The organism is Rothia sp. HMSC069C03, from assembly GCF_001811075.1.
Classification (GTDB): domain Bacteria; phylum Actinomycetota; class Actinomycetes; order Actinomycetales; family Micrococcaceae; genus Rothia; species Rothia mucilaginosa.
The window spans coordinates 15,525-28,576 of the sequence record NZ_KZ627141.1; the positions used below are offsets into that span (position 1 = coordinate 15,525).

A 13,052-nucleotide genomic window follows, 5' to 3' on the forward strand; every position below is an offset into this window, starting at 1 on the left:
CGTATTCCCCGTATGCACGGGGATGAGCCGAGACTGGTTGCACGTTGCATCGCACCGTGACGGTATTCCCCGTATGCACGGGGATGAGCCGCCTCCTATGGGCTTTCCTCCTGCCTCTCCAATGTATTCCCCGTATGCACGGGGATGAGCCGAGTGCGCCGACGAAGTTTGCGTCTCTGGTGGGGTATTCCCCGTATGCACGGGGATGAGCCGGAATTTTCTGCTGAGTTACCGGCGGATTACACGTATTCCCCGTATGCACGGGGATGAGCCGAGCGCCCCCACCCTCAACCAGCGGCTCACCACGTATTCCCCGTATGCACGGGGATGAGCCTCAGGCGCACCCATTCTGTGAAGATAACAGTCAGTGTTCCCTGCATGCGCGGGGATAAATAGAGAGGTACTGGGCTGCGCACTCCTCATTCGGTGTGTTTGCAGAAAGGAACTGGCGTGCGCCCAATCGCCTGCCTTCCAGGCGTTCTCTCCACCCCACCAAACCCGCACCTCCTGCCCCTCGATGTCACCCCTCGTAAAAACCCCCGTTAAAAACACAGTCGGGGCCGTCTCGCACGCAGGCTCGAAAAGTGCGAGAATGGAACGAAAAGAAAACTACGAAAGAAGATACTTTCATGCTTATTCTCGTTGTGAACGCCGGTTCTTCCTCCCTGAAGTACCAGGTGCGTGACACCTCCCTGCCCGAGGCAGAGCAGATGCTGACCTCCGGCCTCGTCGAAAACATCGGCACCGACGTGCCCAACCACGAGGTCGCATTCGACATCATGTCCGAGAAGCTTGAGCCCGTCCTGGCAGGCCGTGAGCTGCAGGCAGTCGGCCACCGCGTGGTGCAGGGTGCAGAGAAGTTCACCCACCCCACCCTGCTGACTGAAGAAGTTGTCCAGCAGATCGACGACCTCTCTCCGCTGGCACCGCTGCACAACCCCGCACACGTTCAGGGCATGCGCGCAGCAATGCACAAGTGGCCCTCCCTGCCGCAGGTCGCTATCTTCGACACCGCGTTCCACTCCACCATGCCCGAAGAAGCATGGCGCTACGCGATCCCCTACGACCTGGCTGACAAGTACAGCATCCGCCGCTACGGCTTCCACGGCACCAGCCACGAGTACGTCTCCCACGTTGCAGCTGACATGCTCGGCATTGCACGCGACGAGTTCAACGGCGTTGTCGCTCACCTCGGTAACGGCGCGTCCGTGACCGCTGTGAAGGGCGGCAAGTCCGTCGACACCTCCATGGGCTACACCCCGCTGGCCGGCCTGATTATGGGTACCCGCTCCGGCGACATCGACCCCTCGGCACTGACCACCATCCTGTCCCGTGAGGGCATTGACGGTGAACGCCTGGACACCATCCTGAACAAGGAGTCCGGTCTGCTCGCACTGGCTGGCTCCAACGACATGCGTAAGGTCGTTGAGGCTGCACAGTCCGGCGACGAGCGTGCACAGCTCGCACTGGACATGACCTCCTACCGCCTGATGAAGTACATTGGCGGCTACAACCTGGTTGTTGGCGGCGCGCAGGCACTGATCTTCACCGCAGGTATCGGTGAGAACTCCGGCGACTTCCGCAAGCTGGTCCTGGACCGCCTCGGCGCACTGGGTGTCAAGTACAACGAGGAAGAGAACGCTAAGCGTTCTCCCGAGCCGCGCGTGATTTCCACCGAGGATTCCGCTATCAAGGTGCTGGTCATCCCCACCAACGAGGAGAAGGCTATCGCTGAGGCTACCGAGGAACTCGTCAAGAGCCTCTAAGCCCCACGCACCCCGCCGTGTAGGCGGCTCAGCGTAAAATGATCCGCCGTGGCGCCCATTCTGTATGGGTGCTACGGCGGATTTCTTATGCCCGCAAGGCTGCTCACCCCGGAGCCTCTGCACTGTGCGCCCCGGCGCTGTGTATCCTGGCACTGCGCATCCCAGCACTGTGGCGTACTGTAGCGTCGCGAATGAGCATTCTATGAGAAAAAGCGTATTCACATTCACTAGTAAGTGCCCAAAAACGATAGAGTGGAATCAGATAACACTCGATACGAAGCGGACGAGACATGACTCAACCCCCTGAAAACCACCAGCAGCCCGGCGGGCAGTTCAACGCCCAGCCCGGCCAGCAGGCATTCCGTGCCCTCGGTGAGCCCCTCCCGCAGGACCTCTCCGCCGGCTGGCTCCCCGAAGACGAGCGCCAGAAGCCGGTCAGCCCCCTGCCCCAGCCGAGGCTCTTCGCCTACCAGTCGATGCTGCCGCCGAAGGTGCTGCACGCGCTGCGTCACCCCTCTGAAATTCCGTGGCTGGTTGCCGCCTACGCGGTCACCGCGGTCGGCTACATTGTGCTGTTCATGGCGTTGGCTGACCTGTTCAGCTCGATGATGCGTTACGTCTTCAGCTCAACCGGTGAAGGCTCGGTTCGTGTACCTTCTTCCGATAGCACCACGGCAAGCATGGAAGACCTGATTTTCCAGACGGTTAGCCTGCTCCTCCTGGGCCCGCTTGTCATCTTCATTGTTCGTGCAATCTACTACGCGCAGCAGCGTGTGCGCGGTGTGCGTATCACCCCCACCCAGTTCCCTGAGGCGTACCAGATGCTCGCCGAAGCAGCTGAGGCGGCAGGTCTGCGCCGTGTGCCGGATGCGTACGTTGTTCTCGGTAACGGCACCATGAACGCTTTCGCGGCAGGTCACGGTTTCCGCCGCTACATTTGCCTGTACTCTGACCTGTTTGAAATCGGTGGTAAGTCCCGTGATCCGCAGGCGCTGCGCTTCATTATTGGCCACGAGGTTGGTCACATCGCCGCAGGTCACGTCGGTTATTTCCGTCTGATTTTCACTACGCTGTTCAACCAGATTCCGGTGCTGTCGAGTGCACTGTCCCGCTCGCAGGAATACACCGCCGATAACTTCGGCTACCGTTTCTGCCCCGAGGGTGCGGAGGGTGCTGTCAAGGTGCTTGCGGCAGGTAAGTACCTGAACAAGCAGGTCAACTTCGATGAGCTTGCCGACCGTGCCGTCACCGACCGCGGTCTTGCCGTCTGGTACGTGAACCTGCTGGCAAGCCACCCCATACTCACCTGGCGTGCGCACGCGCTGCGTGACCGCACCCAGCCCGGCCGCCTGTTCTGGCGCCCGACTGAGAACCCGGTCAAGGACACCGCACCGCGCGTTCCTGTCCTGATCCCGGCGGCGGAGCCGGTGCACATGTGGCCCGACCCGATTCAGTCCACCGAGTTCATGCGTGAACACCAGGACGTTTGGGCAGACCACACCCTGGAAACCGTGGACGTGTACTCCAAGCCCAAGAACGCCCCCGAGTTCGACGCGAACTCTACGCTGTTCGCTGGCTGGCTCACCGAGCAGGCTCGTGCCTTCCACGGTCAGCGTTGGGATGCGTACGCTGCCGCCGGTGGCTCGCCGGCACCGGGTGCTCCCGGTGGCCCGCAGATGCCCGCACCGGGTCAGCCTGCGTACGGTCAGCAGCCCGGCTTCGGTCAGCCTGCCGCAAGTCAGAATGGTGCAGGCCAGCCCGCACCTGAGCAGCCTTCTAATGGCCAGCCTAACGGCCAGTCTTCTAACGGTCAGTCTGCTCCCGAGCAGTACGGTTACGGCCAGTACGGCAACGACTCCTCTGAGGGTGGCTCGTACGGTTATGGCTTCGACGGCGATAAGAAGTAGCCAGTAGCCGCCAGGGTGCGCTCTAATCGCCTCATCTGGACCGCATAGCTCAAATAACCTTCACGAACCCGTCGGGGTGCCTAGGCGCTCCGGCGGGTTCTGTCGTTAACCGCCTCCTCACAGGCTCGTAGCCGGTTGCTGCAGTCGTTCGGGTTGCCTGGCATGAGCCGCCCGTAACCTTCACCTCCGGCCGCCCTGCAGCTGAGATGCACCCGGCACCCCGGTACCTTCACACAGGCGCAGGTCTAGAATGGACAGCATGCTTTCATCACTTCGCTCCATCAAACTCGACCCGCTGCTGACCATGCTCATTAGCGCGGTTATCCTCGCAATTATTGTGCCGGCGCGCGGCGACTTCGCCGACTGGTTCAGCACCGGAACGAAGTTCGCGGTCGCCCTGCTGTTCTACCTGTACGGCGCTCGCCTCTCCACCACGGAGGCTATTCGCGGCCTGACCCACTGGCGTCTGCACCTGATGATTCTCAGCTGCACGTTCGTGCTGTTCCCGCTGGTCGGTTTGGCGCTCTCACCGCTGCGTTTTGTACTCGGTGATGGGCTGTACATGGGCATTCTGTTCTTGACCTTTGTGCCCTCGACCGTGCAGGCGTCGATTGCGTTCACTTCGATTGCGGGCGGTAACGTGGCGGCGGCGATTGTGAGCGCCTCGCTCTCTTCGATTGTGGGTGTGGTGGCGACCCCGCTGCTCGCCATGCTGCTGATGAACACGGGCCATATTGAGTTCTCTGGAACAGTCTTCCTGGATATCGCCATTCAGCTGTTTCTGCCGTTCGTGCTCGGTCAGTTGACGCGCCGCTGGGTGGGGGAGTTCGCCAAGAAGCCGACGACCAAGTGGCTGGATAAGTTCTCGGTCATGATGATCGTGTATTCGGCGTTTTCCGCTTCGGTGGTGCAGGGCGTGTGGACGCGCGTGGCGTGGTGGCAGATTGTGCTGCTGGTCGTGCTCATGGCGATTATCGTGGTGTTCATGCTGTGGCTGACTGACCAGCTGGCTAAGCGTCTGGGCTTCAACCGTGCCGACCGTATTACGATTCAGTTCTGCGGTTCGAAGAAGTCGCTGGCGGCTGGCCTGCCGATGGCGATCATTATTTTTGGTGCGGGCTCGCTGGGTCTGATGATGCTGCCGATCATGATTTTCCATCAGGTTCAGTTGATGATTTGTACCTGGCTTGCGGGCCGCTATGCGCGCCTGGATGTGGTGGGTGCCGCCTCCGCGAAGGAAGTTCAGTAGGGGCTTGAACCCTATCTGCCGGGGGTGCTCGCCGGGTGTCTATTAGAAGCGTCTGCCGGGGTGCTGATTGGGTGCTCTGGTGGGGTCTCTGATGGGCGCCCGGCGGGTGCTATTCTTGGGCTTCTGAGCCTGTGAGATAAGCCTCTGATGAGGGGTTTTAATGGGATCTTTGGGCCTAGTTGACCTGCCCGTAAAGTGATGTTGCGCGCTTTAGTGAAAATTCCCCTGACTAGTGCATACGCGTGCAAAATATAGTATCTATGCTGGTCAGTCGGTTTTCTGTGGGTTATGTGCACTCTATTGCATAAAAGTGACCGGGGAGACAATCAACACTATCGTGTGTTGAGCGACAAAAGCTCCCTAATTTTGCCCTAAAATATTTTGTCGTGGGTTAGATAGATTTGCATCCTGTATGCAAGAATTTATGACTCACATGGGAATGGTTGAGATTCACTCCCTCACGCCGCCCACGAGCGTTGATGCAGTGGATTCACTCCCCGCCCGCATCCCACACCGGAAGAGACTCACTCGCTCAACCGGCAGGAAGCTCAAAACCACTTATTCACTCAAACACAACTGGATACACTCAGCTTAATCACGCGCGTAGATTCCATCTATGCGCTAATCGCTGTCTGTATCCGCCAAGAAAGAGGACACACCATGGCTACCATCATGAGCGTGAACGTATGCGATTCCAAGTACAACGCTGACCCCACCGGCGTACGAGACTCCACCAGTGCTATCCAGAAGGCTATCGATGACGTTGCTGCACAGGGTGGCGGATCTGTGGAGATTCCCGGCGGCATGTACCGCGTCTCCTACCCCTTCATCGAAATGAAGCACCGCGTCGAGATTTTCGGCCACGGCCAGGCAACCCGAATCGTCGCTTTCACCGACAAGAGCATCCCGTCATCTAAGAATGGTAGCTACGAATGCACCGGCGTTTTCCACACCGGTAGCTACACCACCCCCATGAGCGGTGGCACCAACCAGAACAAGCCCATGCGTATGGGCGTGCGTGACCTGTTTATCCGCACCAACAAGTACAACCTGTCGCTGGATTCCAAGAGCAACCAGATTTTCCTGGAGAAGCACACCCAGCCCGTCGACAACGTTGCAGGCGTCATCTTTCACACCCGCATTGCGGACGCTAACCCCGGTGAGCCGGACGCAGTTCCCACCCTGTCCAACATCGAAATCTGGGACACTGCTATTGGCGTTGCGATCCTGGGCCTGGACGACCAGGGCATGAAGATTGACAAGCTGCGCATCCGCCAGACCCTGCGCCAGGGCCTGCTGGTCGGCAAGCCTGTCGGCCACCCGCTGCGCGGCCGTGAGGGTGACACCCCCGGCGCGGCAGATAACACGTTCTCCATGATTGACGTCTCTGACGCAAACATGAGCTTCGGCACCTACGCGGGTATCGAGATTTACACTTCTCAGTCCAAGTTCGAGGCGTCTACCAGCTGGTTCAACAAGCGCAACCAGGGTAAGAACGCCCTGTACGAGGTGAAGACCCGCCACGTGGGTGCAGGCTGGTTCATTCAGGGCACCCGCAACATGTTCATTGGCTGCACCGCCCAGGAGAACGCCGGTCACGGCTGGCTCGTGGAGTGGGGCAACAACCAGTTCATTGGCTGCCTGGGTGAGTCTTCGAGCTTCCAGGATGCTGTTACCGGCGGTGCTCGAGGTGACGAGGCGGCGAACTGGTACATTGGCCGTAACGCACGCGGTAGCCGCTTCGTGGCTCCTCGTTCGCACAACCCTTACAGCTGGGCGAAGGCTTCCCTGTACGGTTTCTACATTGAGAACAACATTCGCGATATGCACATTACGACTGCGTCCGCGAAGGATGACCGTATTGGTGATAACAACATGATCGGCCGCCGCGTTCACGTGACCGGTGCGATGGGCGATAACGTGCTCATCGAGGTGGACCACATCCGCCACGCAACCTTCGCGCCGAAGCAGCTGGAGAAGCGCGGCAACGGCGTGTTCATGGGCTAACCCTCACGGGTTGAGTTCTGCGGGCTGAGGCTCGTGACCACAAAATCTTAAAACGTATACGTCTGAGGGGTGGGGAGTAATCCCCGCCCCTCAGGCGTTTAACGCCCCTCTCTGAGTGATGGCGGTAAGTGCTGCAGTGTCTATGGTCGATTAGGCCTGTATATTGCGGTACTCTTGAGCAAAAGCTGACCCCTTGGTGCTTGGTTCAGCGCGTACCAATATATTTGCCGCAACATGCTCAACTTGCCGCACCAGAATCACTCCCTGCCGTATTTGCTTATTATGCTGTCATCAATCTCTTGATGAATCCGCTTGTGGATGTGTTTTTAGTAGATAATCTGAGCCTGACCGTTCAGGAATCTACCCAATAAATGTTAATGAGAAAAATTTTCAAGAATATTCCTCAAATAGGGTAGTATTGCACGCGTAAACATATTACACTTGAGTGCAAAGCTTCAGCCTGGTGCAATGTAAGCCCCAATCTGGCGTGATATAAGCCCAGTCTGGAGCGATGTAAGATCCAGCCTGGTGTAAATAAAACCAGGCTGGACTTATTTGTTTCCAGACTGGTGTCAAAAGACAACATAGTCTGAAGGAGTAAAAATGTCGGCAGTATCCGCTGTTCACGTTCCGTCCTCTGCGAGCATGGTTGATCGCATGGCAGTAAGCGCATTGAGCGCCCCCGCCCGCCTCAAGAATGAGGCTAATAAGCTCATCATCCGTTATGACGGGTGGTTCCTTGTCCTTCTGGCAGTACTGCTGGTTCTGTCGGTTGTTTTCTTTGCTGCTATGGCCATTTGGTGCTTTCAGCAGGGTAGGTTCCGGTTCACTGGCAACTGGGAATGGGGCGCGGGCTATAACCGTGTTTTCGTAGAATGCGTCTAACGACTTAGGGTGACCATGCCCTGAATTTGAGAACTACGGAAGGGGTGGGACTCCAAAAGAGACCGCCCGCCCCTTTCGTAACAACTTCCAATCACCGAATAATTTCTGGTCAACACACAATGAAGGGTGTGACATATATGCTTCTCAACGCGCACGATATTACCTACGCGTACGGGGCTGGGAAACCCGCCCTCACCGACGTTCATCTCCAAGTTTCTTCCGGAGAAATTCATGGACTAATTGGACCTAATGGCTCTGGAAAATCCACGCTCATGAAGCTGATAAGTAACCTTCTACACTCCAAAGATGGCGATATTCAGATTAGTGGTCATGAGCATCGGAGCCTTGCTGCTCGCACCTCCTTGATGTACCTGGCAAGCAACGACTATCTACCGGAATTCCTGACCGGTCTGGAATATCTGCGTTTTATCCACTCTCTGTACAAGGAGAAAGTGGATGAGAATGCTGTAGCGGAGTACTTTAAGCGTTACCAGATGACAGGTCGACAGCACGACCTGATGGAAGACTACTCCCACGGCATGCGCAAGAAAACTCAGCTCATTGCAGCGTTGCTATTGCGTCGACCGCTCACTCTCATTGATGAGACGCTTAACGGAATCGACATCGACGCAATTTACACCTTTGAACGCGATATGCGTACATTACGCAATGAAGGATGCGGAATCCTGCTGTGCAGCCACGACTTCACGCTTCTAGAAAGGTGCGCAGACCGTGTTACCTTCCTCCACCGCGGCGTAGTGCTCGAGGACGACGCTACCGATGCTCTGCTAGAACGCTTTGGCACTCTCGACGCAATGGTCCGAAAAACTGTGGATGAAATCGAGGGGGACCTATGAGGTTCAGTGCGGTTAATCAGCTCGTTCACTTCTATTTCCTTTTCCTGCGCCGCCGCGTTTTAGGAAGGGGAGTTCTGGCAAATCGACCAATTCGTTACGCCGTATTTTTTGGTGTCTTAGCGCTATACGCAGGATATGTTCTACTGAGCATCAGTGTTGTTAAGCAAACATTTAATAACCCAGAAATAGTAGCGCCGTTGCTAGAAGGAATGGGTATTTCATCTATTTTCTGGGTTGCTGCGTTTTACACAATTGTGCGAATTCTATTCCTGAAAGCAGATGAGCTAACAGAACTTACGTACACTCTTCCTGCGACGAATAAGGAACGCTTGATTGCGAGTGTTGTATTCGAGATGCTTCTTGTCGGAACAGCTACTATTGCTCTTTCAAGTGCGCTGGCTATTGCTTGTAGCATTGTCGTGGGGTGGAAAGCTGCGGAGCTCTTCCTGTTGGGTGTTGTGTCACCAGCTCTTGTTACTTACCTGATCCTGCTAGTAATTCATTTGGGAGTAGAGCGACTCCTTGCCCTCATGGGAATGGCACGTTTGCGCGGTCTTGTGATTCCTGCTCTTCTTGCAGGTCTTATGGCTATTGCATTTAGCCTGATGCGTGACCAAAGTGTGGAGTACATGCGGATTCGTTTGCTTGAAGATACGGCCCCATGGATGCCCCAGCTGGCGTTTCTCCGTATTGAGGAAGCTATCGGAGGGGTACTAGGAGCAACGGGTGCTGTACTCGCCTTGCTAGGAGTATGTGGACTGCTACTAGCTCTAGCTATAGCAATTGCGCCGAAGGACTACACTCCGCTCAGGAGCTATTTCCTCGCGCTACCTGGAAGTCTTGCTAACACGCGATTTGGCACTTTGGTGCTGATGCAGTTCCGTAGCTTCGAGAACCAGTTTGTGCTGGTATCTGCTGTGGTGGCAGCTTTTGCAATTCCGTGGAAGAGCTGGAATGCGCCTCCGGCGTACATTCTTCTTCCTGCTTTCTTAGGAATATACGCGTACGCATCTTCTGAACCCCTGCGTCGCCTTACTCCGTTCCGCCAATCGGCAGGTGTGTTTTATCTTCAGCTGATCGGTTCGCAGGCAACTATCATGCTTGCGCTAGGTGCAGTTCTTGGAACGGTTTATCTAGCGCAAGGAGGTCAGCTATCAGATATCCTGACCGTTTTTGGGTTTGGGCTGGTATCTATCGTCATGACTAATCTCGTGGGTATTATCTTCCCACCAGAAAAGGGAAATCCATTCTCTGTGGTTATTGGTGTGATTCTTCTGCTATCGGTCGTTGCAACTTTTGCGTTGGGCCTGAATATGTTTGGGCTCCCAACGGAGGTTAACGTGACCATTATCGCGGTGCTTCTTGGATTCGCCGTGTTCTTTAGTGTCTTGGGAATTTCCCGTAATGAAAAAGGAGTGCGCCATGAAATGGTTCATCTATAGTATTTCTTCGCTTGCTACTGCTGCAGTAGCCACTGTAGCGGTAGTTATTGGAAGCACCATCTATACGCTCTTTAGCCTGAATGAAAACGTCTCTAAGGGAGAAGCTTTCTTTGGGGCAGTACTCTTGGAGTCAGGGGCACTTCCGGGTGGGGGAGTTCGCATGCAAATGAGTATGGTAAATCCTGCGCCCGTGGTGGTGACGCTCATTCTCTTGACGATTTTCATCTTTGCTGTGATTGTGGCGTATAAGCGACTTTCCGCCTACCGTGCTCAGCTCATTGCAGAGAAATCCTAAGGAATGAGCCGGCGAACTCTTGAACTTTCACAGGAGACATCCCTGTTGCATCAATCGAGGCACCTAGCGGTTGCTATATTGTGGTCGCTACGGTGGTTCCTCGCGATATGGTGCGGATGTACTGTAGGCATGATTCTCTGGGCTACCAGTGCGGGTGCGCCAGGACTTGCAGAGCCGCTGATATGGGTTCTGATCCATGCGCTTGGCGGATTGACGTTGGGATTCATGATTCATGAATTAGCGCATCTGATCGCTTTGCGGGTTTTAGCTCCGAATGTTGGAATAGTTTCACTTGAAATTACGCCTTTACGGGTGAGCTTGCATCCGCACGGTTACATGACGGGCCGACAAATAGCAGCTGTTGCAGCCGCTGGGCCGGGTGTCTGTATTGTGGCAGGGGCAATCCTGTGGGCGTTACCTGTCAATTACGGGCTTCATTGGTGGTATCTTACCCACGTCATATTCCTTCTCCCCATTTTCGGGGACGGTCACGCGTTGGTGCGAGGCCTGTTACTTGGTACTAAAGCTAGCCATGTAGGGGAGAGCTGACCGCAGAAGTCCATAACTAAAGATGGTTAGGTTCGAGGGGCGGGGAGTAATCCCCGCCCCTCAGTTGTTTAACCCGCCCACAAAACAGCCGAAAAACCATAGAAAAACGGGGTAGGGGGAGCAGGCATCACAGTGCCCGGTCGTCGCCTCCACACGCCCAATGCGGTACCCTTGAGCAGAAGGCAGGTCTGCCGGTGCACAGACCCACACACGCCAAAACACCCGCAGAAATGCGCCCAACACACCGCACCACACAAACTCAACACTGCACCCACGCAGCACCGTATTCACTCAATTCACTCACCACGCCGCCTTCAGCACCGAACGCGGTACCCATCGAAAGAATTGAGCCCCTCATGCCCGATACGCCCATGAGCATCAACGCCATCAACTACGGCGCAGACCCCACCGGTGCCAAAGACTCCACCGCAGCCATCCAGCGCGCCGTCGATGCTGTCGCCGCACGCGGCGGTGGATCCGTAGAACTACCCCGCGGCATCTACCGCGTCTCCTACCCCTTCATCGACATCAAGCACCGTGTCGAAATCTTCGGCTACGGCTCCTCAACCGTCGTCATCGCGCACTCCGACCGCGCCATCCCCACCACCGCCAACGGCCACACCGAATACACCGGCGTGTTCCACGTCGGCAGCTACACCACCCCCGTCTACGGCAACTACAACGCCAACAAGCCCATGCGTATGGGCGTACGCAACCTGCACATCCGCACCAACGCTGCCAACACCCCCATCAGCAGCTACCCGCTCGATGCGCACACCACCCCGCTGAACAACGTCGCCGGCGTCATCTTCCACACCCACCTGACCGGCGACATGCTCAACGAACCGGACATCGTGCCCGTTATCGCCGGCGTGGAAGTCTGGGACACCGCCATCGGCGTCGCCGTGCTCGGCCTGGACGACCAGGGCATGAAAATTGACGACGTGACCATCCGCCGCACCCTCAACCAGGGCCTGCTGCTCGGCAAGCCCGTCGGCCACCCCCGCCGCCCCAACGAAGGCCAGAACTCCGGCGCGGCAGACAACAAGCTGCGCGGCGTAGACGTTGCCGAAGCGAACCTCAGCGGCGGCTCCTACGCCGGTATCGAGGTGTACGCGGCGCAGGCAAAATTCGAGAACTGCTCCAGCAACAGCAACCACCGCACCAGCAACAAGAACGCCCTCTACGAGCCCGCCACCCGCCACGCCGGCGCAGGCTGGATCGTGCAGGGTGAACGCAACATGTTCATCGGCTGCACCGCACGCTCCAACGCGGGTCACGGCTGGCTTGTTGAGTGGGCGCACAACGTCTTCATCGGATGCGAAGCGGAAGGCTCCAGCTGGGCTGGCACCGTCAGCGGTGCCGCCGGTGCTGACGAGGCCGCCAACTGGTACATCAGCCGCAATGCGCGCGGTACCCGCATGGTCGCGCCTGTCTCCTACAACCCCCCGGAGAAGCCCGCCTCCCTGTACGGCTTCTACATTGAAAACAAGATTTACGACCTGCGCATCACCGAAGGCACCGCCAAGGACGACCGCATCGGTGAGGGTAATATGCTCGGCCGCCGCGTGTATATCACCGGCGCAATTGGCGCGAACGTGGTCATTGAGGTTGAGGAACTGCGCCACTCCACCTCGCCCGCCGGTCAGCTCACCAAGGAAGCCTACAACGTGATGCGCGGTTAGTAGAGACTGACGGCAACTGACGGCAGCTAGTAGACACGCCCGAACCGGTTCGGAACTTTCCTGTGAATCGTGGGGGAGGCGCGTGTGCCCTAGTGGGCGCGTTATACCGCGATATATCAGCTAAAAATCAAAGCAGCTGCGAATGGAATACATACCATTCGCAGCTGCTTTGTTGTTTAGAACAATGTTTAATTTTTAGTTGATAAAAGTCTCAATTAAATATTGAATAAAATATCAATATGTACTTTAAACTTTCTATGGTGGTGTAAAACAGTCCATTCACTGCGCACCACCATAGCCGTGCGACAGCATGCGGAATAGCTACCCGCAGCACACACAAACCTGCATCGCCGCATGTCAGACCCTATTCATTGCCGCTTCTCACTATTCCTCAACGAAAGCTTTCCTCC

Annotated in this window: 9 protein-coding genes and 1 CRISPR repeat array; all 9 genes read left to right on the forward strand. The window is 56.6% G+C overall.

Annotated features, from left to right (window positions below; all coding sequences use genetic code 11):
• Position 1 precedes the first annotated feature (1 nt).
• Positions 2-335: a CRISPR direct-repeat array (repeat unit 29 nt; unit sequence GTATTCCCCGTATGCACGGGGATGAGCCG).
• A 294-nt stretch (positions 336-629) separates the two neighbouring features.
• The 9 genes from HMPREF2779_RS08690 (at position 630) to HMPREF2779_RS08735 (ending at position 12,642) form a co-directional block, all read left to right on the forward strand.
• Positions 630-1,766: an acetate/propionate family kinase gene (locus HMPREF2779_RS08690; RefSeq protein WP_105361325.1), complete on the forward strand. Its 1,137-nt coding sequence runs from the start codon at positions 630-632 to the stop codon at positions 1,764-1,766.
• A 290-nt stretch (positions 1,767-2,056) separates the two neighbouring features.
• On the forward strand, positions 2,057-3,673 hold the full coding sequence (locus tag HMPREF2779_RS08695) for a M48 family metallopeptidase (RefSeq protein WP_070686088.1): 1,617 nt from the start codon (positions 2,057-2,059) through the stop codon (positions 3,671-3,673).
• 250 nt (positions 3,674-3,923) lie between these two features.
• A complete protein-coding gene (locus HMPREF2779_RS08700; RefSeq protein WP_369825426.1) occupies positions 3,924-4,922 on the forward strand; it encodes a bile acid:sodium symporter family protein in 999 nt (332 codons plus the stop codon).
• 660 nt (positions 4,923-5,582) lie between these two features.
• Entirely contained in the window at positions 5,583-6,929 is a 1,347-nt protein-coding gene (locus HMPREF2779_RS08705) for a glycosyl hydrolase family 28-related protein (protein WP_105361326.1), read from the forward strand.
• Between the two features lie 603 nt (positions 6,930-7,532).
• The gene (locus tag HMPREF2779_RS08710) at positions 7,533-7,814 is read left to right on the forward strand and encodes a hypothetical protein (protein WP_083311184.1); all 282 of its coding nucleotides are present in this window, start codon (positions 7,533-7,535) and stop codon (positions 7,812-7,814) included.
• 137 nt (positions 7,815-7,951) lie between these two features.
• Positions 7,952-8,671, forward strand: coding sequence for an ABC transporter ATP-binding protein (locus HMPREF2779_RS08715; protein WP_070686092.1), 720 nt, complete (start codon positions 7,952-7,954; stop codon positions 8,669-8,671).
• Positions 8,668-10,113 carry a hypothetical protein gene (locus tag HMPREF2779_RS08720; protein WP_070686095.1) on the forward strand — a complete coding sequence of 482 codons (1,446 nt, stop codon included), beginning with the start codon at positions 8,668-8,670 and terminating at the stop codon, positions 10,111-10,113. Before HMPREF2779_RS08715 ends, HMPREF2779_RS08720 begins: the two co-directional genes overlap by 4 nt.
• The gene (locus HMPREF2779_RS08725; protein ID WP_070686096.1) at positions 10,094-10,408 is read left to right on the forward strand and encodes a hypothetical protein; all 315 of its coding nucleotides are present in this window, start codon (positions 10,094-10,096) and stop codon (positions 10,406-10,408) included. The genes HMPREF2779_RS08720 and HMPREF2779_RS08725 overlap by 20 nt, the downstream gene beginning before the upstream one ends.
• 905 nt (positions 10,409-11,313) lie before the next feature.
• On the forward strand, positions 11,314-12,642 hold the full coding sequence (locus HMPREF2779_RS08735; RefSeq protein WP_105361327.1) for a glycosyl hydrolase family 28-related protein: 1,329 nt from the start codon (positions 11,314-11,316) through the stop codon (positions 12,640-12,642).
• The last annotated feature ends 410 nt before the right edge of the window (positions 12,643-13,052 follow it).

Bases quoted from the DNA above. Each gene is read 5' to 3' on its own strand.
- HMPREF2779_RS08705 (WP_105361326.1), top strand. From the start codon at position 5,583: ATGGCTACCATCATGAGCGTGAACGTATGCGATTCCAAGTACAACGCT.
- HMPREF2779_RS08715 (WP_070686092.1), top strand. From the start codon at position 7,952: ATGCTTCTCAACGCGCACGATATTACCTACGCGTACGGGGCTGGGAAA.
- HMPREF2779_RS08700 (WP_369825426.1), top strand. From the start codon at position 3,924: ATGGACAGCATGCTTTCATCACTTCGCTCCATCAAACTCGACCCGCTG.
- HMPREF2779_RS08695 (WP_070686088.1), top strand. From the start codon at position 2,057: ATGACTCAACCCCCTGAAAACCACCAGCAGCCCGGCGGGCAGTTCAAC.
- HMPREF2779_RS08710 (WP_083311184.1), top strand. From the start codon at position 7,533: ATGTCGGCAGTATCCGCTGTTCACGTTCCGTCCTCTGCGAGCATGGTT.
- HMPREF2779_RS08720 (WP_070686095.1), top strand. From the start codon at position 8,668: ATGAGGTTCAGTGCGGTTAATCAGCTCGTTCACTTCTATTTCCTTTTC.
- HMPREF2779_RS08725 (WP_070686096.1), top strand. From the start codon at position 10,094: ATGAAATGGTTCATCTATAGTATTTCTTCGCTTGCTACTGCTGCAGTA.
- HMPREF2779_RS08735 (WP_105361327.1), top strand. From the start codon at position 11,314: ATGCCCGATACGCCCATGAGCATCAACGCCATCAACTACGGCGCAGAC.
- HMPREF2779_RS08690 (WP_105361325.1), top strand. From the start codon at position 630: ATGCTTATTCTCGTTGTGAACGCCGGTTCTTCCTCCCTGAAGTACCAG.